The organism is Sphingomonas sp. PR090111-T3T-6A (assembly GCF_000383095.1).
GTDB lineage: Bacteria > Pseudomonadota > Alphaproteobacteria > Sphingomonadales > Sphingomonadaceae > Solisphingomonas.
This window is the reverse complement of record NZ_AORL01000010.1, coordinates 82,360-102,406: the sequence shown is the minus strand read 5'-3', so window position 1 is coordinate 102,406 and position 20,047 is coordinate 82,360. Positions and strand designations below refer to the sequence as shown.

Genomic DNA, 20,047 nt, shown 5'->3' with positions numbered 1-20,047 from the left:
CTTGAATAAAACAGCGTCGCCGTCCTATCTTCCCCTGTGAACAGAGAGGGCAGGATCACCGGATGGCGACGACGACGCAGACTGCGACCGACACTCCGATCGAGTTGACGCCGCCCACGCCCGTGGCGGCCATCTCGCCCGAGCGCGCCGCCGGGCTCGTGCCGCTCGACGACGGCCAGAAGAGCAAGCTCGACGAGCGCGTGGACGGCTTCATTGCCGAACTGGTCGCCGCCGACAGCAACTCGCCCGAATTCGGCAAGAAGGTCGACCAGATCACCAACATGGGCCGGCGCGAGATCGCCGAGGCCGCCGGCCATTCCAACCGCTTCCTCGATCGCCCCACCAAGGCGATGGACAAGGACAGCAATGTCGGCACCGATCTGGCCGCGCTCCGCCGCACGATCGAGGATCTCGATCCCTCGACGCGCGGCAATCTGCTGGCGCCCAAGAAGCTGTTCGGGGTGCTCCCCTTCGGCAACAAGCTGCGCGATTATTTCGACGGCTATAAATCCGCGCAGAGCCATATCTCGACGATCCTCGCCCGCCTCGCAGGCGGCAAGGACGAGCTGCTCAAGGACAATGCCGCGATCGACGTCGAGCGGCAGGGGCTGTGGGCGTCGATGGGCCGGCTGGAGCAGATGATCCACGTCGCCAAGGCATTGGACGCCGGGCTGGAGCAGAAGGCGCTCGACCTCGACGCCACCGATCCCGCCAAGGCCAAGGCGATCCGCGAGAGCGCGCTCTTCTACGTCCGCCAGCGCACGCAGGATCTGCTGACGCAGATGGCGGTGACGGTGCAAGGCTATCTGGCGCTCGATCTGGTCAAGAAGAACAATGTCGAGCTGGTGAAGGGCGTCGATCGCGCATCCACCACCACCGTCGCAGCGCTGCGCACGGCGGTGACGGTGGCGCAGGCGCTCACCAACCAGAAGCTCGTGCTCGACCAGATCACCGCGCTCAACACCACGACCGCGAACATGATCGATTCGACCGGCGAGCTGCTCCGCACGCAGACCGGCAAGATCCACCAGCAGGCGGCGGCGTCCACCATCCCGATCGACACGCTGAAGCGCGCCTTCCAGAACATCTATCAGACGATGGATGCCATCGACACGTTCAAGCTCCAGGCGCTCGACAATATGAAGACGACGGTCAACGTGCTGACCGACGAGGTGGAGAAGTCGCGCGGCTATATCGCGCGGGCCGAGGGCGCCGCGCAGGCGCAGGCCTCCGCGTCGCGAGAGGAGCCGTTCCGGATCGAGTGATGGGCACCTCCGACGACATCATCGAGCACGCCGCGGAATTCCTCCGCCGCATCTCGCCTGAGGGCCGCGCCGCGGCCCGGAGGCGGCGCGAGCGGCGGCAGGCGGCCTTCCGGCGCATCGCCAGGCGGCTGGTGCTGGCCTCCATCGTCATCCTCGGGGCGGCGCTGGCGGCGGGCCTTGTCATCGGCCCGATCGGGATCAACGGCCTGCTGGCGGTCATCCTCGCGATGGTGCTGGCGTGGGCGGCGATCCTGATGTGGTCGCGCTCGCCCGAGCCGACGCCGGAGCGCCTCGCCACCAGCGATCTGGCCCAGCTCCCCGCGCAGACCGAGGAATGGCTGGAGAAGCAGCGCCCCGCCCTTCCTGCGCCGGCCCAGCGCCAGCTGGATGCGCTCGCGCTCAGCCTGGAGGCGATCGGGCCGCAGCTCGCCGCGCTCGATCCCCGCCTGCCCGAGGCGATCGAGGCGCGCCGGCTGATCGGCGACGAGCTGCCCGAGCTGGTGCGCGGCTATCAGCGCGTGCCGCCGTCTCTGCGCCGCCAGCCGATGAACGGCGGCCCCTCGCCCGACAAGCAGCTCGCCGACGGGCTCGGCACGATCGGCGAGGAGATCGCGCGCATGAACGCACGGCTCGCAGACGGCGACTTGAAGGCGCTCGCCACACAGAACCGCTTTCTTGAGATCAAGTACAAGGGCGATGGGGAGATGGGCGAGGGCTGAGCCCTCTCCTCAGGCGACGGGCCGGGCCTCGGCGCGGCGCGTGAGCTGGAGCAGGTGCGTCGCCATCGCCGCCCCCAGCACGGGCGCCAGCAGGTTCACCACCGGCAGTACGAACACGCCCGTCGTGACCGCGCCCATCAGCATCCGGTCGACCCGTGTCTCGCGCAACCATAGCCGCCTCCCCGGCCGGTCGAGATGCCGCGCCGCGACCATCTCGCCGAGGTCGCGCCCGAAGGCCACGCCGTTCACCGCGACGAACAGCAGCACCGTCCCCACGCCAGTAACGAGCAGCAGGATGTAGAAGGGCAGCGCGATCAAATTGTAGAGGAGCACCCGCAGCGACGACCGGAGCCCGAGCAGCGCCCCGCCCGCCCAGCCGAGCGGCCGCGCCGAGGCCAGCGCCGCCGGATAATGCCGCGCCTCCACGGCCGCGACGATACGGTCCATATAGGCGGAGATCACGCCGATCGCGATCGCCGGGAACAGGAACCACAGGCCGATCGCCGTCAGCAGGAAGGCCCCGAACCCGCTCGCCGAAGGCCCCAGCGGGCAGCTGTCGTCGGACCAGAGCGCACACGGGTCCGCGCCGTCCAGCGTGAAGCCCAGCACCACGCCGATGCCGACGAAGATGAGCAGCGTGATCAGCAGCGACCGGCCGAGAATGGCCAGCACCCTCCGATCGCTCAGATCCCCGATCGCCAGCAGGAAGGCACGAAGCACCATGACGCCTCCTACGGACGGGAGCCCGGGCTGGTTCCGATCTTCCCGAATCCACGGCCCGCCGAATCGATCGCGGCGATGCTCCGCAAGCATTCCGGCACCCGGAAACGGCGCGCGGCCGTTGCGCACGCGCGAACCGGTGCACGAAGGATCGGCGCAACGCACAACAAGTGCGTCAGCGGCTCACACCGCTGTCTCGAAAAACCATTTCTGTCAGGGAGAAAGCCGCTGGATGCCCCGTGAGGATTCGAACCTCAATTGACGGAGTCAGAGTCCGTAGTCTTACCTTTAGACGACGGGGCACCGACGGCAGGCGCGCCATCTAGAATCCCCTCACCGGCCTGTCAACGGCCCTTTTCCGTGTCGACCTTGCGGGGAGGACAAAGCGACTATACCTTCCTTCTCAAGCAGCGGCGGGATGGTCCGCCGAGACGTTGACATTGAAGGATGCGGCCGATGGCGCAAGAAGCCGCCACCGTCAGGCCGCGAGCCGGGGGAGCACCCGGCACGCAGGGCCGAAAGCCCCCGCCCCGGCGGGAGATCGAGCGGCGCACCTATGCCGCGCTCGATCTGGGCACGAACAATTGCAGGCTTCTGATCGCGAGGCCCTCGCCCGAGGGGTTCGTCATCATCGATGCCTTTTCCCGAATCGTCCGCCTGGGCGAAGGGCTCGCGACGAGCGGACGGCTGTCCGACGCGGCGATCGAGCGCGCCATCGCGGCTCTCACGATCTGCGCGGACAAGCTGAAGCGCCGTCATGTCACGCTGGTCCGCTCGGTCGCGACCGAGGCCTGCCGTCAGGCGGCCAACGGGCGCGACTTCGTGCAGCGCGTCCATGCCGAGACGGGCATCCGCCTCGATGTCATCAACCCCGGCGAGGAGGCGCGGCTGGCCGTGCTCGGCTGTCAGGCGCTGTTGCCGCAGGGCGAAGGGCCGGCGCTGATCTTCGACATCGGCGGCGGATCGACCGAGCTGGTGCTGGTCGAGACGACGCCCGAGGGCTGCCGGATCATGGACTGGTTCTCGGCGCCGTGGGGTGTGGTGTCGCTCACCGAGGCGGAGGGCGGCAGCCGGTCCGACGATTCAGCGCAGGCGCTCGCCGCCTATCAGCGAATGAAGGCCCGCGTCGCCGGCGCCTTCGCCGATTTCGCCGCCACTCTGCCCCGGCCCGAGGCACCGCCGCGCCTGCTCGGCACGTCCGGCACGGTGACGACGCTCGCCAGCCTGCATCTCGGCCTGCCCGCCTATGACCGCCGCGCGGTGGACGGGCTGGTCGTGCCGGTCGATGCGATGCGGGACATCGGCACGCGGCTCTCGCGGATGACCGTCGCCGAACGGTCGCGCGTGCCGTGCATCGGCAATGAGCGCGCCGATCTGGTGGTGGCGGGCTGCGCGATCCTGGAGGCGATCATGGACATCTGGCCGGCGGCCCGCCTCGGCGTGGCGGATCGCGGCATTCGCGAGGGCATCCTGCGGTCTCTGATCGCGCGCGACCTCCGCGCGTGATAGGGCGCGCGCCATGACGATACGACGCACCGGCCCGGGCGGCCGCCAGAGGGTCAAGACCGCCAAGGGCCGCACCAATGCCTCCGTTCGCTGGCTGGAGCGCCAGTTGAACGATCCCTATGTCCGCATGGCCAAGTCCGAGGGCTATCGCAGCCGCGCGGCCTACAAGCTGATCGAGCTCGACGAGCGCTTCGGCTTCCTGCGCGGCGCGCAGCGGGTGGTCGATCTCGGCATCGCGCCCGGCGGCTGGACGCAGGTGGTGCGCAAGAAATGCCCCAAGGCGAAGGTGGCCGGGATCGACCTCCTGCCCGTCGACCCGATCGAGGACGTCACCATCTTCCAGATGGACTTCATGGACGATGCCGCGCCGGGCCTGCTGGCGGACGCGCTCGGCGGCCCGGCGGACCTCGTCCTCTCCGACATGGCGGCGAACACCGTCGGCCACCAGCAGACCGATCACCTGCGCACCATGGCGCTGGTCGAGGCCGGCGGCCTGTTCGCAACCGAGGTGCTGAAGAAGGGCGGCACCTATGTGGCGAAGGTGCTGGCCGGCGGGGCGGACAGCGGCCTCGTCGCCGAACTCAAGCGCAACTTCACTAGCGTGAAGCACGCCAAGCCGCCGGCGAGCCGCAAGGAATCGTCCGAGTGGTACGTCATCGCGCAGGGCTTCAAGGGCCGCGCCGAGGACTGAGGCCTCCTCCGATGCCCCGGCCCCGTCCCGTCGGCCTTCCCGTCACCCCGGCGAGCGCCAGGGTCCAAAGCCGCGAGCGCGACGTCTGCCGCTCTGGATCCGCTTCTTCGTCACCCCGGACTTGATCCGGGGTCCAGCTGCCTTGCTCCACCTCGAAGAAGAAGCGGGATCCCGGATCAAGTCCGGGATGACGGGGCAAGGGAACGATACGGACGAAGCGAGCAACACAGGAGTTGCGCTCCCTGCGCCGCCCCCCAATATCCCGCCCGTAACATGAGTAGCGGGACTTTCATGAGCGAAGACAAGATCGGCTGGCACGGCACCACGATTCTCTCGGTGCGACGGGGCGGCAAGGTGGTGATCGCCGGCGACGGCCAGGTCTCCATGGGCAACACCGTGATGAAGCCCAATGCGCGCAAGGTGCGCCGTCTGCATGACGGCAGCGTGATCGGCGGCTTCGCGGGCGCCACCGCCGACGCCTTCACCTTGTTCGAGCGGCTGGAGGCCAAGCTGGAGCGCCACTCCGGCCAGCTCATGCGCGCCGCGGTCGAGCTCGCCAAGGACTGGCGGACCGACAAATATCTGCGCAACCTCGAAGCGCTGATGATCGTCGCGGACAAGGACGTGACCCTCATCCTCACCGGCAATGGCGACGTGCTGGAGCCCGAGCATGGCATCGCGTCGATCGGCTCGGGCGGCAATTACGCCCTCTCCGCCGCGCGCGCGCTGGTCGATTACGAGCCCGACGCCGAGACCATCTGCCGCAAGGCGATGGCGATCGCCGCCGAGGTCTGCGTCTTCACCAACGATCGCCTGACGATCGAAACGCTGGATTCCGCGAACTGAGCTGAAAGCCCCTCCCTGAAAGGGAGGGGTTGGGGTGGGTTCGCAGCCGATGCCGCAGCCCCCACCCCAGACCGACCCACCCCCGGCCCCTCCCTTCTCAGGGAGCGGAAAAGGACTGACATGAACGACGCCCTCACCCCGAAAGCCATCGTCCGCGCGCTGGACGAGCACATCATCGGCCAGACCGACGCCAAGCGCGCCGTCGCCGTGGCGCTGCGGAATCGTTGGCGCCGCCAGCGCCTCGGTGCCGACCTGCGCGATGAAGTCAGCCCCAAGAACATCCTGATGATCGGCCCCACCGGCTGCGGCAAGACCGAGATCAGCCGCCGCCTCGCCAAGCTCGCCGACGCGCCGTTCGTGAAGGTGGAAGCCACCAAGTTCACCGAGGTCGGCTATGTCGGCCGCGACGTCGAGCAGATCGCGCGCGATCTCGTCGAGGAAGCGATCCGTCTGGAGCGTGAGCGCCGCCGCACCGCCGTCAAGGACAAGGCCGAGGAAGCCGCGCTCGGCCGCCTGCTCGACGCGCTCGTCGGCAAGGATGCGTCGGAGGCGACCCGCATGGCCTTCCAGCAGCGCTTCCAGGACGGCCAGCTCGACGACAAGGAAATCGAGATCGAGGTCGAGGACACGCCCCAGACGCCGTTCGAGATTCCCGGCATGGGCGGGCAGGTCGGCATGATCAACTTGAGTGACATGATGGGCAAGGCGTTCGGCGGCAACAAGCCGGTCAAGCGCCGCAAGCTCGCGGTCGGCGCCGCCTGGGCCAAGCTGGTCGAGGAGGAGAGCGACAAGCGGCTCGACAGCGACGATCTCAACCGCGCCGCGCTCGCGGATGCCGAGGCCAACGGCATCGTCTTCCTCGACGAGATCGACAAGATCGCCGTCTCCGACGTGCGCGGCGGCTCCGTCTCCCGCGAAGGCGTGCAGCGCGACCTGCTGCCGCTGATCGAGGGCACGACCGTCGCCACGAAGTACGGCCCGATGAAGACGGATCATGTCCTCTTCATCGCATCAGGCGCCTTCCATGTCGCCAAGCCCGCCGATCTGCTCCCCGAGCTTCAGGGCCGCCTACCGATCCGCGTCGAGCTGAAGGCGCTGACCGAGGAGGATTTCGTCTCGATCCTCACCGACACGCGCGCCAGCCTGACGCAGCAATATGTCGGCCTGATCGGCACCGAGGGCGTCACCATCGGCTTCACCGACGAGGGCATCCGCGCGATCGCGCGCATCGCGGCGCAGGTGAACGAGACGGTCGAGAATATCGGCGCCCGCCGCCTCCAGACCGTGATGGAGAAGCTGCTCGAAGAGGTCAGTTTCGACGCCGAGGACCGCAAGGGCGAGACGCTCACCGTTGACGCAGCCTATGTCGAGGCGCAGCTTTCGGGCGTCGCGAAGAACACCGATCTCAGCCGCTACATCCTGTAACGGCGTGATGATGCGGCCGCCGGCGCGACGGGGATGCGAAGCATGACCATGTCGCGTTGCGCGGCCGCCGTTGCGGCCATAGGCCTGTTGTTCGCCGCCCCCGTGGCCGCGGCGCGGGTCAAGCCCGGCCAGCCGGCGCCGGCTTATACGCTCACCACCTTCGACAAGACGAAGATCGCCTCGGATCAGCTCCGGGGCCAGGTGGTCGTCCTCAATTTCTGGGCGACATGGTGCGCCCCCTGCCGGCAGGAGCTGCCCGCGCTGGACCTCTATAGCCGCCGCCACGCGCAGGAGGGCCTCCGCATCTTCGCGGTGGCAACCCAGGATTCGGTGGCGGAATCCTATCTGAAACCGCTGGCCGGCGCGCTCTCCTTCCCGCTCGTCCACCGGATCGAAGGGCGCGGCCTCGCCCCGCTCGGCGGGGTGCCGACCAACATCGTGATCGATCGCCACGGCGTGATCCGCTGGGCCGAGGCCGGTGCCTTCGATGCCGCGACGCTGGATCAGGTGATCGGGCCGCTGCTCGCCGAGCCCATTCCCGCCGCCGGCACGCCGTCCGCCAGCGCGGCGCCCTGACAAGCGGGGCTGTCGGCGCCCCAAGTCCAATCCGCTCGACACCGGCCCTCCCCTCCTCCAGGAGCGGCGCCATGTTCGCAGCCGCAGCACCCGCCCTCTTCGTCCTGATCTGGTCCACCGGCTTCATCGCCGCGCGGGCGGTGGTGCCCCATGCCGATCCGCAGCTTTTTCTCGTGGTGCGCATGGGGCTGGTGGCGTTGCTGTTCGCGGGCATCGCGCTCGCCTCGAAGGAGAGCTGGCCGCGCGGACGCAAGCTGCTGCTCCACATCCTCGCCGGATCGATGCTGCCGGGCTTCTACCTGACCGGAAGCTGGTGGGCGGTGCAGCATAATATGCCGGCGGGCATCATGTCGCTGCTGGGCGCGCTCCAGCCGCTGATCGTGGCCTTCCTCTCCTTCCTGATCCATGGCGAGCGGCTGCATGGACGCGGCTGGATGGGGCTCGGCGTCGGCGTGGCGGGCATGGCAATGGTGCTGATGCCCGCCCTCCAGCATGGCAGCGGCGCGTTATCGCCGGCCGCCGCGGGGGTGGCGATTCTGTCTATCCTCGCCATGGCGGGCGCGACGATGATCCAGCACGCCCATCTCGCCGCCGATCCGATCCGCAGCGCGGGCGCCGTGCAGAACGCCACCGGCACGCTCGTCGCCATCGTCGCGGCGCTGCTGCTCGGGCATGGCCGGTGGGACAATTCGCCGACGCTGTGGATGGGGCTCGCCTGGTCGGTGCTGCTCCTCTCGGCGGCGGCGCTGTCGCTGCTGTCGTGGATGCTCCGTCATCAGGGTGCGACGCGGGTGAGCAGCCTGCTGCTGCTCGTCCCCGCGCTGGCCGCCGTCGAGGCGTGGGCCATCTTCGGGGAGAAGCTCGGCCCGATCCAGCTCGCGGGCTTCCCGCTCGCGCTGGGCGGCGTGCTGCTCGCCCGCTCGCGCAGTGCCGCGCCGCCGCCCGAGCCCGCCTGAGCGACACACGCGCGGCATGGCCTAGACAAGACCGTCGCGCTCGCCCAAGGCTCGGGCCCATGCTGCACACGCTTCTCGGCCACGTCGCGACGTGGATCATCTCCGTCATCTCCGCCATGGGCTATGCCGGCATCGTCCTGCTGATGGGGATCGAGAGCGCCTGCATCCCGCTCCCTTCCGAGATCATCATGCCCTTCTCGGGCTATCTCGTGTCGACCGGCCGCTTCGATCTGCTCGCGGTAGCGACGGCGGGGGCGATCGGGTGCAACCTCGGCTCGATCCCGGCCTATTTCGCAGGGCAATATGGCGGGCGCGCCTTCATCCTGCGCTGGGGCAAGTGGGTGCTGATCGGCGCCGACGAGCTGGACAAGGCCGAGCGCTTCTTCGCCCGCTTCGGCAGCCTCGCGGTGCTGATCGGACGGTTGCTGCCGGTGATCCGCAGCTTCATCGCCTTCCCCGCCGGCATGGCGCGGATGAACCAGGTGCGGTTCCATATCTACACCTTCGTGGGCTCATGGCCGTGGTGCTTCGCGCTGGCGCTGGTGGGCGACCGGCTGGGCGTCGCCTGGCGCACCGATCCCCGGCTGGGCGAGGTGTTCCATAAGCTCGACGCCGTGGTGGTGGTGGCGATCCTCGCCCTCGGCGCCCTCTATGTCTGGCATCGGGTGCGCGCGCTGCGCAACGGCCGCGCCTGCAACTGATCCCGCCCGGAAAGCCGGAAAAAGAAAAGGGCCTCTCCGCCGGGAGAGGCCCTTTCCGTTTGAGCCGGTGGGGCCGGATCAGCCCTGACGGCGCGCGCCGCCGCCCGGCTGGCCACCGCGATTGCCGCCGCCCCGGAAGGGACGACCGCCGCCGCCATTGCCGCCACCCGGACGATCGCCGCGCGCGGCCATCCGCTCACCCTGCGGACGCGGGGCGCGCTCGGCGCGATCGGCCTGACCGTCGACGGGGCTCCAGCCGCCCGGACGCGACTGGCCCGAATGGCCGCGGCCGCCCTGCGGATGGGTCATCGAGCCGCGCGGCGAGGCATCGCGCGAGGTTTCGCGGTTGGTGCCGCCGCGATGGACCTGACCATGCTGCGGACGGCCACGGCCACCACCGCGACCATCGTTGCGGCCCCGCGCGCCGAGCGCATCCCTCTCGCGATCGTCCCGGCTGGCCATCGCCGGCAGCGGCAGGCGCTTCTGCTCGACGACGAAATTCTCCGGCAGCGGCAGCTCGGTCGGGTGGACGCGGGTGAGCTTGGTGATGTCGCGCATGTTGCCGCGCTCGTCCGGCGAGACGAAGGCCAGGGCCATGCCGGTCGCACCTGCACGCGCGGTGCGGCCGATGCGGTGGACATACTGCTCCGGCACGTCCGGGATGTCGAAGTTGAAGACGTGGGTCACGCCGTCGACGTCGATGCCGCGCGCGGCGATGTCGGTCGCGACGAGGATCGGCACCTTGCCCGAGCGGAAGTCCGCCAGCGTGCGCTCGCGCTGCGGCTGGCTCTTGTTGCCGTGGATCGCGCCCGAGGCGAGGCCGGCGGCGCTCAGGTGGCGCACGATGCGGTCCGCGCCATGCTTGGTGCGGCTGAACACGAGCGCGCGGCCGATCTCGAACTCGCGCAGCTTCATGGTGAGCAGCGCCTGCTTCTCGGGCTGGTTCACATAAGTGAGATACTGGTCGACGCGCTCGGCGGTGGTCGAGACGGGGGCGACGGCCACCTTCACCGGATCAGTCAGGAACCTGTCGGCCAGCTCGCCGATCGTCTTGGGCATGGTGGCCGAGAAGAACAGCGACTGGCGCTTCTTCGGCAGCAGCGGCACGATGCGCTTCAGCGAATGGATGAAGCCGAGGTCGAGCATCTGGTCGGCCTCGTCGAGCACGAAGATCTCGACGCTCTGGAGCGACAGCGCGCGCTGGTCGATCAGGTCGAGCAGGCGGCCGGGGGTGGCGACGAGGATGTCGATGCCGGTCGAGAGCTGGCGGATCTGGCGGTTGATCGGCACGCCGCCGAACACGGTCGCGACGCTGAGCTTCAGGTTCTTGCCGTAGGCGCGCATCGAGTCCGCGATCTGACTGGCCAGCTCGCGCGTCGGCGAGAGGACGAGCATGCGGACATGGTGCGGCTTGCGCGGCTTCTGCGAGGCCGAGAGATGGTGCAGCGACGGCAGCGAGAAGGCCGCGGTCTTGCCGGTTCCGGTCTGCGCGATGCCGAGCAGGTCGCGGCCTTCGAGCAGCGGCGGGATGGCCTGCGCCTGGATCGGCGTCGGCGTCACATAGCCTTCGGAGGCGAGCGCCTGCTGGATCGGCGCGGCAAGCCCGAGGTCGGAGAATTGGGTCAAATGGATATCTTCCATGCAAAGGCACGGCGCGGGCTCGCATCATGCGAACACGCGGCGGCGGGTTCGATGACGACCCGCGTGAAAAGGGTAGCCTTCAGGCAAAGCGTCATCGAGGGACCGTGCGCTCGGATCGCCCGTGGGGAGCGATCGAATCACGCAGCGACGATCCAGCGGTCGTTTCGGCCGCTGACGCTGGCGCGCATATGGGCCAATCCGCTCGCAATTGCAACATGACCCGGTTTTCAGTAGCCTTTTGCCACTTGGGGCGTTGAGTCGGGCAGGTCGGGGGAGAACGACTGGAGCCAGACATGGACGTTGGACTTCCGTGGGCCAAGGCGAGCGAGACGAAGGCCCCGATCGAACGCAAACCGGCCGCACAGCGCGCCAATCCCCTGCCCCGCCGCCCGCTGATCCTGCGCATCGGAAAGAAGCTCCGCCGCACCGTCGACCGGGTGGTCGAAAAATCCTCCCTCGTCTCCAACGGCCCGGTGCTGGACGCCGCCGATTTCCCCTGGACGGCCATGCTGCGCACGCACTGGCGCGAGATCCGCGACGAGGCGATGGCGGTGGCACGCAATCCGGACGTCGTCCCTGCACTCAGCCGCATCTCGCCGGACCATGCCCGCATCGCGCCGACCGAAAGCTGGCGATCCTTCTTCCTCGTCGGTTATGGCGCGCGGATCGAGCCGAACATCGCCCGCTGCCCGAAGACGATGGCCGTGCTCGATCGCATCCCCGGCCTCAACAGCGGCTTCTTCTCGATCCTGAGGCCCGGCACGCACATTCCCCGGCATCGCGGCGTCACCAAGGGGTTGATGACCTGCCATCTCGGCCTCGTCGTGCCGCCGGGGCCGCTTCGGATGCAGGTCGACGGGCGGACGGTCGGCTGGGCCGAGGGCGAGACGCTGCTGTTCGACGACACATGGCCGCATGAGGTGTGGAACGACACCGGCGGCACGCGGATCGTCCTTCTCGTCCAGTTCGCGCGGCCGCTGCGCCAGCCGGGACGCGCGCTCGCCTCCGCCTTCCTGGCCGGCATCCGCCGCTCGCCCTTCGTCAAGGAGGCGGTCGACAATATCGCGTTGTGGGAAGAAAGCATGAAGCGGGTGGAACAAGCCGCCAATTGAGACGCGCAAGCCTTGCACAGCCGGCCGGGACGTACCAATTGAGGGCCATGTTGATAGAAACCGAAACGACGCCCAATCCGTCGACGCTGAAGTTCCTCGCCGGCCGCACTGTGATGGATGCCGGCACCCGCGATTTCGCGACGCCGGAGGAGGCCGAGGCCTCGCCGCTCGCCGAGGCGCTGTTTGCGCTCGGCGATGTCGAGGGCGTATTCTACGGGCGGGACTTCATCTCCGTCACGGCCGCGCCGGGCAGCGACTGGCGCGATCTCAAGCCGCAGGTGCTGGGCGTGCTGCTCGACCATTTCGCGGGCGGCGCGCCGCTGTTCCGCATGGGCGGCAACGGCATCGAGGTGGCGGCCGACGATCAGGAGTTCGGCGAAGACCCCGCCGACGCCGACATCATCGACCAGATCAAGGACCTCATCGACACCCGCGTCCGCCCGGCGGTGGCGCGCGACGGCGGCGACATCGTCTATCGCGGCTTCTCCAAGGGCACCGTCTATCTGGCGATGCATGGCGCCTGCTCGGGCTGCCCCTCCTCCACGGCGACGCTGAAGCAGGGCATCGAGCAGCTGCTCAAGCATTACGTCCCCGAAGTCACCGACGTTCGTGCGATCTGATCTTCCCAACCCTCGTTCCGTATCGGGAGCTTACATGACCAAGACCCTCGACGACGCCGGCCTTGATCTCATCTTCCGCGAAGCCCGCACCTACAACGGCTATACCGATCGGCCCGTGAGCGAGGACACGCTCCGCGCGATCTGGGATCTGACGAAGATGGGGCCGACGTCCGCCAACCAGTCGCCCGCGCGGATCGTCTGGTGCGTGTCGGACGAGGCCAAGGCAAAGCTTGCCGGCCTCGCCTCCGAAGGCAATGCGCCCAAGATCCTGAAGGCGCCGGTCACCGCGATCATCGGCATGGATTACGAGTTCTACGAGAAGCTGCCGACGCTCTTCCCGCACACCGACGCGCGTTCGTGGTTCGCGGGCAACCAGCCGCTGATCGAGACCTCGGCCTTCCGCAACTCGACGCTTCAGGGCGCCTATTTCATCATCGCGGCGCGCGCGCTCGGCCTCGATACCGGGCCGATGTCCGGCTTCAACAATGCGGCGGTGGATGAGGCCTTCTTCGCGGGCACCGCGATCAAGTCCAACTTCATCTGCACGCTGGGGTATGGCGATCCTTCGACGCTGTTCGGCCGCAGTCCGCGGCTCGGCTTCGAAGAGGCGACCCGGATCGCCTGACCGATGCTGCTTGCGATCGACACGGCGACGGCGGCCTGCTCGGCAGCGTTGATCGAGGGCGGTGAAGTCGTCCATGCGATGCGCGAGCTGGTCGGCCGCGGCCATGCCGAGCGGATCGTGCCGATGGTCGAGACGCTGCTGGCGGGCGCCGATGGGGTCACGCCGTCGGCAGTGCTGGTCGATTGCGGGCCGGGCAGCTTCACGGGCGTGCGCGTCGGCCTCGCGGCGGCGATCGGCATGGGCATGGGCTGGTCCGCCCCCGTCGCCGGCTGCTCGTCGATGGCGCTGGTCGCGGTGCGCTGCTTCGCGGACAGGCCGGAGCTGGAGCATTGCGCCGTGGCGCTCACCGGTGGCCATGGCGAGCTGTTCGTCCAGCGCTTCGCCGCGCGGCCCTTCGCGGCGACGGGCGATCTGGTGTCGTTGCCCCCGGCCGAGGCGGCGGCGTTCGCGCCGGACGTGGTGGTCGCCGGATCGGGCGCGGAGGCGCTGGTCGCTGCGCGCGGCACCGGCGAGGCGCTCGACATCCTGCCCGAAGCGGCCGACGCCGCGCGCCTGCCCGAGGCCTTCCGCTCGCTCCCGCCGCAGCCGATCTACGGCCGGCCGCCGGACGCCAAGCCCAAGGCGGCATGAGCACCGCTCGCGCCTCCCTCCCCGAAGTGGTCGCCGGTGGCCCGGCCGACCTCGACGAGGTGATGGCGACGATGCACGCCGCTTTCGATCCCTGCTTCGGTGAGGCGTGGACGCGCGGGCAATGCGCCGGGATCCTGGGCCTGAGCGGCGTCTGGCTGCTGCTCGCGCGGGTCGACGGGCGCGCCGCCGGCTTCGCGCTCGCCCGCATGGTGCTGGACGAGGCGGAGCTGCTGCTGCTCGCCGTCGCGCCGGCCGAACGCCGCGCCGGCGTGGGGCGGCTGATGCTGGATGCCGTGGCGGAAGGCGCCCGTATCCGGGGCGCGACGCGCCTCCATCTGGAGATGCGCGAAGGCAATCCTGCCTATTTCCTCTATAGTGCCGCCGGCTTCATCGAAATCGGCCGCCGCAGTCGCTACTACCGGGGCAAGGACGGACGCATCTTCGACGCAATCACTTTGTCATGTCCGCTCGACGTGGAGACAATAAACGCAAGTTGATCACAAATACACTTGCACACTGTCCCAACATCGGACAGAGGATTTCCAGCCTACCCCCAGGGGGCCAGTGTGCAGCGCCCCTATAGTACGAGGTAATCAGTATGTCCGACGTCATTGACATGACCGAAACGCTCATCACGCTCACCGCCGACATCGTCTCGGCCCATGTCAGCAACAACAGCGTCGCTGTCGCGGATGTCCCCGGCCTGATCCAGAACGTCCATGGCGCGCTCACCCAGCTCGGCCTCGGCACGCCCGAGCCGGAAGTGAAGCAGGAGCCGGCGGTTTCGATCCGTTCTTCGGTGAAGCCCGACTACATCGTGTGCCTCGAAGACGGCAAGAAGCTCAAGATGCTGAAGCGCCACCTGATGACGCACTATCAGATGACCCCGGAACAGTATCGCGCCAAGTGGAACCTTCCGGCCGACTATCCGATGGTCGCCCCCAACTATGCCGAGCAGCGCCGCAGCCTCGCCAAGAAGATCGGCCTCGGCACGCGCCGCCGCAAGTCGCGCTGATCGATCGGCCCGGCGGGAAATGCGAACCGTTCGCGCTTCCCGTCGACGATCGAAATCCCTACATTCGGCCCATGCGTAAGATCGATCTTGAGGCGCTCTGCGCCGAAAAGGGCCTGCGGATCACGGAGCAGCGGCGAGTCATCGCCCGCGTCCTGTCCGAAGCCGAGGACCATCCCGACGTCGAGGAAGTGCATGCCCGCTCCTCCGCGATCGATCCCGGTATCTCGATCGCGACCGTCTACCGCACCGTCCGCCTGTTCGAAGAGGCCGGCATCCTGGAGCGCCACGATTTCGGCGACGGCCGCTCGCGCTACGAAGCCGCGCCCGAGACGCATCACGATCACCTGATCGATGTCGAGACCGGCCGCGTCATCGAATTCGTCGACGAGGAAGTGGAGGCGCTCCAGCAGCGCATCGCCGAACGGCTCGGCTTCCGCCTCGTCGATCATCGCATGGAACTTTACGGCGTCCCCCTCAGCCGCAAGGACTGAGCGGGCCGGCCAGCCGCCGCGCGCCGGCGCCATGTCCGCGAAGCTCCGGGCATGGCGGCGGATCGCGTCGGTGGCGCTGCTGATGCTCGCCTGCCTGCCGCTGCATGGGCTGTGGCGGCTGGCGCGCCTCCCTTCGCCATGGCCGCGCCGGTTTCTGGGAACCGCCGCATGGATCGCGGGCGCCGAGGTGCGGGTCGCGGGACGGCCGCTCTCCCGCGACGTGCTCTATGTCGCCAACCATCTGAGCTGGCTCGACATCCTCCTCATCGGCGGGGCGACCAACAGCCGCTTCGTCGCCAAGGACGAAGTGCGCCAATGGCCGCTGATCGGCTGGCTGGCGAGCCTGCACGCCACCGTCCATGTCGCGCGCACCGAGCGCGGGCGGGTGCATGAGCAGGCGGATCGTGTCCGTTCGGCGCTGGCCGAGGGGCTGCCCGTCACGCTCTTCCCCGAAGGCGGCACCGGCCATGGCCATCATGTCGGCCCCTTCCGCGCCTCGCTGATGGAGGCACTGCTGCCGCCGCAGCCGGGGATGCGGCTCCAGCCGCTCGCGATCGACTACGAGGATGCGCCGCTGGTGGCGTGGGAGGGCGACCTCTCGGTCGGGGCGGAGGCGATGCGGTTGCTCGGGCTGCCGGGGCGCAGGCGCGTGACGCTGCACTTCCTCGATCCGATCGACCCTGTGGCACTCCCCGACCGCAAGGCGCTCACCCACGCCGCACGCGAGGCGATCCGGCAGGCACTTTGCGAGGACGACGCACAACCTGTATAGGCGCGCGCCATGTCCTCCCCCCAAACCTCGACTCCACGCCCCACGCCCCAGACCTATTCGGTCAAATCCTTCGGCTGCCAGATGAACGTCTATGACGGCGAGCGCATGGCCGAGCTGCTGGGTGCGCAGGGCATGCGCGCGGCGGCCGAGGGCGAGGCGGCCGATCTGGTCGTGCTCAACACCTGCCACATCCGCGAGAAGGCGGCCGAGAAGGTCTATTCGGACATCGGCCGCATCGTGAAGGGCGCGCATGAGGATGGCCGCGCCAAGCCGCTGATCGCCGTCGCCGGCTGCGTCGCGCAGGCGGAAGGCGCGGAGATCCCGCACCGCGCCAAGGCTGTGGACATCGTGGTCGGCCCGCAGGCCTATCACAACCTGCCCCAGCTCGTCGCCGATGCGGCGGCGGGGAAGAACGCGCTCGACACCGACATGCCCGCCGCCAGCAAGTTCGGCGCGCTGCCGGCGCGGCGCAAGGTCGGGTCGACCGCCTTCCTCACCGTGCAGGAAGGCTGCGACAAGTTCTGCACCTATTGCGTCGTGCCCTACACGCGCGGCGCCGAGGTGTCGCGCCCGTGGGGCGATGTGGTCGACGAGGCCAAAGCGCTGATCGACGCCGGCGCGCGCGAGATCACCCTGCTCGGCCAGAACGTCAACGCGTGGACCGGCGAGGACGACAAGGGGGCGATGCAAGGCCTCGACGGCCTGATCCGCGTGCTCGACCGTCTGCCGGGGCTGGAGCGCATCCGCTACACCACCAGCCACCCGAACGACATGGCGCAGGGCCTGATCGACGCGCACGCCGACGTCGGGAAGCTGATGCCCTTTCTCCATCTCCCCGTGCAGGCCGGCTCGGACCGCATCCTGAAGGCGATGAACCGCAGCCACACGGTCGACCGCTATCTGCGCATCATCGAGCGCGTGCGTCAGGCGCGGCCGGACATCGCGCTGTCGGGCGACTTCATCGTCGGCTTCCCCGGCGAGACCGAGGAGGACTTCGCCGCCACCCTCGCACTGGTGGAGCAAGTGAACCACGCGCAGGCGTTCAGCTTCAAATACAGCCCCCGCCCCGGCACCCCCGCCGCGACGATGACCGACCAGATCGCCGCCGAGGTCATGGACGAGCGCCTCCAGCGGCTTCAGGCGCTCCTCAACCGCCAGCAGCACGCCTTCAACGAGGCGACCGTCGGCAAGCGTACCCGCGTGCTGATCGAGCGCGCCGGCAAGCTCCCCGGCCAGATGCTGGGCAAGTCGCCCTGGCTCCAGTCGGTCCATCTCCAGACCGAGGCGAAGATCGGGGACATGGTGGAGGTCGAGATCACCGCCGCCGGGCCGAACAGCCTCGGCGGCGTCGAGCTGGTCCGCGCCGACGCCTGAGCGCATTCAAGCGCGGTTCAGCGCGCGAGGCGGAGCATGGCCCCTTCCTTGGGAGGGGACCATGACTCGCTTCGCCCTGCTGCTTGCGCTGTTGCCCGCCACCGCTGCCGTCGCCGGCACGCATCATGAGAAGCCCAGTGACGCGGTCGGCTGCGCCCGCAACCAGCCCGAAATGGTGCAGGGCAAGGGCAAGGCCGGCTTCCAGCGGCTCGACAAGCTCCCGCCCGCCAATGAGCAGCTCACCGTCATCCACTCGGTCGATGGCTGCCAGAAGCCGGTGATCGTCCGCTACGGCATCGGCGGCGACCCGAAGGCTACCGCCCCAGCCAAGCCTTAACGCTTCGCCAGCGCCTTTTCGATCGCGGCCTCGGCGATCGGAGCCATCCTCGCATAGCCTGCCGCGAGCGGGTGGACGCCGTCCTCGGTGAGGCCACGCTGCATCAGGCCGTGCTCGTCGACCAGCGCGCTGTAATAATCCGCATAGACATAACCCCGCCGCGCGCAGAACGCCTTGAGCCATGCATTGATGGCGCGCAGCTCGTCGGGATGGCGCTCCTTCACCACGTCGCGCGCCTTCTCGCTATAGTCGTTGACCGGCAGGATCGAGGCGAACACCACGCGGATATGATGCGCGTCGGCGATGTCCGCCATCGCCTCGTCATTGGCCTCGATGCTCTCGGCGGTTTCCTGCTGCATGAAACCCTGCACGTCGTTGACGCCGGCGAGGATGACCACCGCAGAAGGCTTCAGCGCCACCACGTCCTGATGGAAGCGCAGCAGCATCTGCGACGTCACCTGGCTGCCGATGCCGCGGTTCACATAGGGCTTGCCGGGGAAGTAGCTCGACAGGTTCCAGAGATCGGTGATCGAGTCACCGAGGAAGACGACACGTTTCTCGCCCTCAGCCGGCGGCGGGAGCGCCGCGTCAGCGGGGGCGTAGAGATAGCGTTCGCCGAAATCCTGCATCAGGCTCGGCACCAGCTTGGCGCGGAACGGCCCGAGCCATGGCCCCCAGTCCTTCTCCTGCACCGTGCGACGCTCGGGCGAGCTTTGATAATGCTCGGCCATCGCCGGCGCCGCCATCTGCGCCGCCGCGGCCGCCGCCAACACCCAGCCCGCAACCCGTCCCATCATCGCCCTCTCCATTGTCGTCACTTTCAACCTACTGATGGAATCAATTTTCACAAATGAAATCACCTTCATCCCGACTGTGGCCCGGCTGCATCGCATGGGGGGCACCGCAAAAGCCGTCGCTTGGGCACTAGCAATTGTCATGATGCAGGCTCACCTTGGGGCCAGCACTCAAGCTCGAAAGGATCGAATGAGCCGCAAGCCCGTACCCGCGCAGGCCGGCGAACGTGCCCGCATCGAGGTTCTGTTCGACAAGCCCCAGCTCCTCGGCCGATTGTTCGGCGAGTACGATCAAAACCTGATCGCCATTGAGAGCCGTCTGGGCGTCTACATCTCCGCGCGCGGCAACAAGCTGGTCATCGAAGGGGTCGCCGAGCAGATCGGCCGTGCCCGCGACGTGCTGACCGGGCTCTACAACCGCATCGCGCAGGGGCAGGAGATCGATACCGGCGCGGTCGACGCCGTGATCGCCATGTCGGCCGAGCCGACGCTCGACGGCATCATCCGCCAGGACGTCAGCCAGCCGCCCGCAGTGATGATCCGCACGCGCAAGAAGACGATCGTCCCGCGCTCGGCCAACCAGATCCGCTATATGGAGGCGCTGGCCCGCGACGAGATCGTGTTCGCGCTCGGTCCGGCGGGCACCGGCAAGACCTATGTGGCGGTCGCGCAGGCAGTACAGATGCTGATCCAGGGGCAGGTCGATCGCCTGATCCTGTCGCGCCCGGCGGTCGAAGCCGGCGAGCGGCTGGGCTTCCTGCCCGGCGACATGAAGGAGAAGGTCGATCCCTATCTCCGGCCGCTCTACGACGCGCTCTACGACATGCTCCCCACCGAGCAGGTCGAGCGCCGCATGGCGTCCGGCGAGATCGAGATCGCGCCGATCGCCTTCATGCGCGGCCGCACGCTCTCGGACGCCTTCATCATCCTCGACGAGGCGCAGAACACCACGCCCGCGCAGATGAAGATGTTCCTCACCCGCTTCGGCATGAACAGCCGCATGGTGATCTGCGGCGATCCGCGTCAGGTCGATCTTCCCGAGATCGGCAAGTCCGGCCTCGCCGACGCGGTGGGCAAGCTGGAGGGCATCCCCGGCATGACGATGATCCGCTTCGGCGCGGCGGACGTGGTCCGCCACCCGCTCGTCGGCAAGATCGTCGAGGCTTACGAAGGCCCCGACGCCTGATCCCTGTTGGCGCCGGGTGAAGCTCGACTTCGCCCGGCGCGACCG

General features: G+C 68.5%; 23 protein-coding genes and 1 tRNA gene. 20 read left to right on the top strand and 4 right to left on the bottom strand.

The annotated features are described in order from the left end of the window. Positions 1 to 62 precede the first annotated feature (62 nt). Together ST3T6A_RS0103295 and ST3T6A_RS0103290 are read left to right on the top strand one after the other, a co-directional pair. Complete coding sequence (locus ST3T6A_RS0103295; protein WP_019831466.1) at positions 63 to 1,265, top strand: toxic anion resistance protein; 1,203 nt, start codon at positions 63 to 65, stop codon at positions 1,263 to 1,265. After that, entirely contained in the window at positions 1,265 to 1,984 is a 720-nt protein-coding gene (locus ST3T6A_RS0103290; RefSeq protein ID WP_019831465.1) for a hypothetical protein, read from the top strand. The genes ST3T6A_RS0103295 and ST3T6A_RS0103290 overlap by 1 nt, the downstream gene beginning before the upstream one ends. Before the next feature lie 9 nt (positions 1,985 to 1,993). Here ST3T6A_RS0103290 and ST3T6A_RS0103285 read toward each other — a convergent pair whose 3' ends face one another. Together ST3T6A_RS0103285 and ST3T6A_RS0103280 are read right to left on the bottom strand one after the other, a co-directional pair. Further along, positions 1,994 to 2,707: an EI24 domain-containing protein gene (locus ST3T6A_RS0103285; protein ID WP_019831464.1), complete on the bottom strand. Its 714-nt coding sequence runs from the start codon at positions 2,705 to 2,707 to the stop codon at positions 1,994 to 1,996. A 226-nt stretch (positions 2,708 to 2,933) separates the two neighbouring features. Further along, a tRNA-Gln gene (locus ST3T6A_RS0103280) sits at positions 2,934 to 3,007 on the bottom strand. Positions 3,008 to 3,160: 153 nt separating this feature from the next. Here ST3T6A_RS0103280 and ST3T6A_RS0103275 point away from each other — a divergent pair. From ST3T6A_RS0103275 to ST3T6A_RS0103245, 7 genes are all read left to right on the top strand, one after another. Further along, a complete protein-coding gene (locus ST3T6A_RS0103275; protein ID WP_019831463.1) occupies positions 3,161 to 4,210 on the top strand; it encodes a Ppx/GppA phosphatase family protein in 1,050 nt (349 codons plus the stop codon). A gap of 19 nt (positions 4,211 to 4,229) precedes the next feature. Beyond that, complete coding sequence (locus ST3T6A_RS0103270; RefSeq protein WP_026359383.1) at positions 4,230 to 4,901, top strand: RlmE family RNA methyltransferase; 672 nt, start codon at positions 4,230 to 4,232, stop codon at positions 4,899 to 4,901. 291 nt (positions 4,902 to 5,192) lie between these two features. Next, positions 5,193 to 5,747, top strand: a complete 555-nt coding sequence (hslV, locus tag ST3T6A_RS0103265; protein ID WP_019831461.1) for an ATP-dependent protease subunit HslV — start codon at positions 5,193 to 5,195, stop codon at positions 5,745 to 5,747. A gap of 120 nt (positions 5,748 to 5,867) precedes the next feature. Beyond that, positions 5,868 to 7,172 carry an ATP-dependent protease ATPase subunit HslU gene (gene hslU, locus ST3T6A_RS0103260; protein ID WP_019831460.1) on the top strand — a complete coding sequence of 435 codons (1,305 nt, stop codon included), beginning with the start codon at positions 5,868 to 5,870 and terminating at the stop codon, positions 7,170 to 7,172. 42 nt (positions 7,173 to 7,214) lie between these two features. Then, positions 7,215 to 7,748 carry a TlpA family protein disulfide reductase gene (locus tag ST3T6A_RS0103255; RefSeq protein WP_019831459.1) on the top strand — a complete coding sequence of 178 codons (534 nt, stop codon included), beginning with the start codon at positions 7,215 to 7,217 and terminating at the stop codon, positions 7,746 to 7,748. 71 nt (positions 7,749 to 7,819) lie between these two features. Further along, positions 7,820 to 8,704, top strand: coding sequence for a DMT family transporter (locus ST3T6A_RS0103250; RefSeq protein WP_019831458.1), 885 nt, complete (start codon positions 7,820 to 7,822; stop codon positions 8,702 to 8,704). A gap of 59 nt (positions 8,705 to 8,763) precedes the next feature. Further along, positions 8,764 to 9,405 carry a DedA family protein gene (locus ST3T6A_RS0103245; RefSeq protein ID WP_019831457.1) on the top strand — a complete coding sequence of 214 codons (642 nt, stop codon included), beginning with the start codon at positions 8,764 to 8,766 and terminating at the stop codon, positions 9,403 to 9,405. A 78-nt stretch (positions 9,406 to 9,483) separates the two neighbouring features. Here ST3T6A_RS0103245 and ST3T6A_RS19185 read toward each other — a convergent pair whose 3' ends face one another. Continuing rightward, positions 9,484 to 11,046 carry a DEAD/DEAH box helicase gene (locus tag ST3T6A_RS19185; protein ID WP_019831456.1) on the bottom strand — a complete coding sequence of 521 codons (1,563 nt, stop codon included), beginning with the start codon at positions 11,044 to 11,046 and terminating at the stop codon, positions 9,484 to 9,486. A 293-nt stretch (positions 11,047 to 11,339) separates the two neighbouring features. Between ST3T6A_RS19185 and ST3T6A_RS0103235 the strand changes: the two genes are divergently transcribed. The 10 genes from ST3T6A_RS0103235 to ST3T6A_RS0103190 all read left to right on the top strand — a co-directional run bounded on the left by ST3T6A_RS0103235 (position 11,340) and on the right by ST3T6A_RS0103190 (position 18,022). Continuing rightward, positions 11,340 to 12,158, top strand: coding sequence for an aspartyl/asparaginyl beta-hydroxylase domain-containing protein (locus tag ST3T6A_RS0103235; protein ID WP_019831455.1), 819 nt, complete (start codon positions 11,340 to 11,342; stop codon positions 12,156 to 12,158). 47 nt (positions 12,159 to 12,205) lie between these two features. After that, the gene (locus tag ST3T6A_RS0103230; protein WP_019831454.1) at positions 12,206 to 12,778 is read left to right on the top strand and encodes a NifU family protein; all 573 of its coding nucleotides are present in this window, start codon (positions 12,206 to 12,208) and stop codon (positions 12,776 to 12,778) included. A gap of 34 nt (positions 12,779 to 12,812) precedes the next feature. Then, a complete protein-coding gene (locus ST3T6A_RS0103225) occupies positions 12,813 to 13,403 on the top strand; it encodes a malonic semialdehyde reductase (RefSeq protein WP_019831453.1) in 591 nt (196 codons plus the stop codon). 3 nt (positions 13,404 to 13,406) lie between these two features. Next, complete coding sequence (tsaB, locus tag ST3T6A_RS0103220) at positions 13,407 to 14,033, top strand: tRNA (adenosine(37)-N6)-threonylcarbamoyltransferase complex dimerization subunit type 1 TsaB (RefSeq protein WP_019831452.1); 627 nt, start codon at positions 13,407 to 13,409, stop codon at positions 14,031 to 14,033. Continuing rightward, a complete protein-coding gene (locus ST3T6A_RS0103215) occupies positions 14,030 to 14,530 on the top strand; it encodes a GNAT family N-acetyltransferase (protein WP_019831451.1) in 501 nt (166 codons plus the stop codon). The genes tsaB and ST3T6A_RS0103215 overlap by 4 nt, the downstream gene beginning before the upstream one ends. Positions 14,531 to 14,631: 101 nt before the next feature. Then, a complete protein-coding gene (locus ST3T6A_RS0103210; protein ID WP_019831450.1) occupies positions 14,632 to 15,048 on the top strand; it encodes a MucR family transcriptional regulator in 417 nt (138 codons plus the stop codon). Positions 15,049 to 15,119: 71 nt separating this feature from the next. Continuing rightward, a complete protein-coding gene (locus ST3T6A_RS0103205; protein WP_019831449.1) occupies positions 15,120 to 15,539 on the top strand; it encodes a Fur family transcriptional regulator in 420 nt (139 codons plus the stop codon). Positions 15,540 to 15,570: 31 nt separating this feature from the next. After that, complete coding sequence (locus ST3T6A_RS0103200) at positions 15,571 to 16,311, top strand: lysophospholipid acyltransferase family protein (RefSeq protein WP_019831448.1); 741 nt, start codon at positions 15,571 to 15,573, stop codon at positions 16,309 to 16,311. A 9-nt stretch (positions 16,312 to 16,320) separates the two neighbouring features. Then, the gene (gene miaB, locus ST3T6A_RS0103195; protein WP_026359382.1) at positions 16,321 to 17,685 is read left to right on the top strand and encodes a tRNA (N6-isopentenyl adenosine(37)-C2)-methylthiotransferase MiaB; all 1,365 of its coding nucleotides are present in this window, start codon (positions 16,321 to 16,323) and stop codon (positions 17,683 to 17,685) included. 61 nt (positions 17,686 to 17,746) lie between these two features. Continuing rightward, positions 17,747 to 18,022, top strand: coding sequence for a hypothetical protein (locus tag ST3T6A_RS0103190; RefSeq protein ID WP_019831446.1), 276 nt, complete (start codon positions 17,747 to 17,749; stop codon positions 18,020 to 18,022). Here the strand turns inward: ST3T6A_RS0103190 and ST3T6A_RS0103185 are convergent. After that, a complete protein-coding gene (locus tag ST3T6A_RS0103185) occupies positions 18,019 to 18,819 on the bottom strand; it encodes a GDSL-type esterase/lipase family protein (protein ID WP_019831445.1) in 801 nt (266 codons plus the stop codon). The genes ST3T6A_RS0103190 and ST3T6A_RS0103185 overlap by 4 nt on opposite strands. A 187-nt stretch (positions 18,820 to 19,006) precedes the next feature. On the opposite strand from ST3T6A_RS0103185, the gene ST3T6A_RS0103180 reads away from it, so the two are divergent. Continuing rightward, the gene (locus ST3T6A_RS0103180; RefSeq protein ID WP_019831444.1) at positions 19,007 to 20,002 is read left to right on the top strand and encodes a PhoH family protein; all 996 of its coding nucleotides are present in this window, start codon (positions 19,007 to 19,009) and stop codon (positions 20,000 to 20,002) included. The last annotated feature ends 45 nt before the right edge of the window (positions 20,003 to 20,047 follow it).

Excerpts from the sequence above, each read along its gene's own strand:
- hslV (WP_019831461.1), top strand. The coding sequence starts at position 5,193 with ATGAGCGAAGACAAGATCGGCTGGCACGGCACCACGATTCTCTCGGTG.
- ST3T6A_RS0103200 (WP_019831448.1), top strand. The coding sequence starts at position 15,571 with ATGTCCGCGAAGCTCCGGGCATGGCGGCGGATCGCGTCGGTGGCGCTG.
- ST3T6A_RS0103230 (WP_019831454.1), top strand. The coding sequence starts at position 12,206 with ATGTTGATAGAAACCGAAACGACGCCCAATCCGTCGACGCTGAAGTTC.
- tsaB (WP_019831452.1), top strand. The coding sequence starts at position 13,407 with ATGCTGCTTGCGATCGACACGGCGACGGCGGCCTGCTCGGCAGCGTTG.
- ST3T6A_RS0103250 (WP_019831458.1), top strand. The coding sequence starts at position 7,820 with ATGTTCGCAGCCGCAGCACCCGCCCTCTTCGTCCTGATCTGGTCCACC.
- miaB (WP_026359382.1), top strand. The coding sequence starts at position 16,321 with ATGTCCTCCCCCCAAACCTCGACTCCACGCCCCACGCCCCAGACCTAT.
- hslU (WP_019831460.1), top strand. The coding sequence starts at position 5,868 with ATGAACGACGCCCTCACCCCGAAAGCCATCGTCCGCGCGCTGGACGAG.
- ST3T6A_RS0103275 (WP_019831463.1), top strand. The coding sequence starts at position 3,161 with ATGGCGCAAGAAGCCGCCACCGTCAGGCCGCGAGCCGGGGGAGCACCC.
- ST3T6A_RS0103295 (WP_019831466.1), top strand. The coding sequence starts at position 63 with ATGGCGACGACGACGCAGACTGCGACCGACACTCCGATCGAGTTGACG.
- ST3T6A_RS0103235 (WP_019831455.1), top strand. The coding sequence starts at position 11,340 with ATGGACGTTGGACTTCCGTGGGCCAAGGCGAGCGAGACGAAGGCCCCG.
- ST3T6A_RS0103180 (WP_019831444.1), top strand. The coding sequence starts at position 19,007 with ATGAGCCGCAAGCCCGTACCCGCGCAGGCCGGCGAACGTGCCCGCATC.
- ST3T6A_RS0103205 (WP_019831449.1), top strand. The coding sequence starts at position 15,120 with ATGCGTAAGATCGATCTTGAGGCGCTCTGCGCCGAAAAGGGCCTGCGG.
- ST3T6A_RS19185 (WP_019831456.1), bottom strand. The coding sequence starts at position 11,046 with ATGGAAGATATCCATTTGACCCAATTCTCCGACCTCGGGCTTGCCGCG.
- ST3T6A_RS0103210 (WP_019831450.1), top strand. The coding sequence starts at position 14,632 with ATGTCCGACGTCATTGACATGACCGAAACGCTCATCACGCTCACCGCC.
- ST3T6A_RS0103290 (WP_019831465.1), top strand. The coding sequence starts at position 1,265 with ATGGGCACCTCCGACGACATCATCGAGCACGCCGCGGAATTCCTCCGC.
- ST3T6A_RS0103215 (WP_019831451.1), top strand. The coding sequence starts at position 14,030 with ATGAGCACCGCTCGCGCCTCCCTCCCCGAAGTGGTCGCCGGTGGCCCG.
- ST3T6A_RS0103245 (WP_019831457.1), top strand. The coding sequence starts at position 8,764 with ATGCTGCACACGCTTCTCGGCCACGTCGCGACGTGGATCATCTCCGTC.
- ST3T6A_RS0103225 (WP_019831453.1), top strand. The coding sequence starts at position 12,813 with ATGACCAAGACCCTCGACGACGCCGGCCTTGATCTCATCTTCCGCGAA.
- ST3T6A_RS0103185 (WP_019831445.1), bottom strand. The coding sequence starts at position 18,819 with ATGATGGGACGGGTTGCGGGCTGGGTGTTGGCGGCGGCCGCGGCGGCG.
- ST3T6A_RS0103285 (WP_019831464.1), bottom strand. The coding sequence starts at position 2,707 with ATGGTGCTTCGTGCCTTCCTGCTGGCGATCGGGGATCTGAGCGATCGG.
- ST3T6A_RS0103255 (WP_019831459.1), top strand. The coding sequence starts at position 7,215 with ATGACCATGTCGCGTTGCGCGGCCGCCGTTGCGGCCATAGGCCTGTTG.
- ST3T6A_RS0103190 (WP_019831446.1), top strand. The coding sequence starts at position 17,747 with ATGACTCGCTTCGCCCTGCTGCTTGCGCTGTTGCCCGCCACCGCTGCC.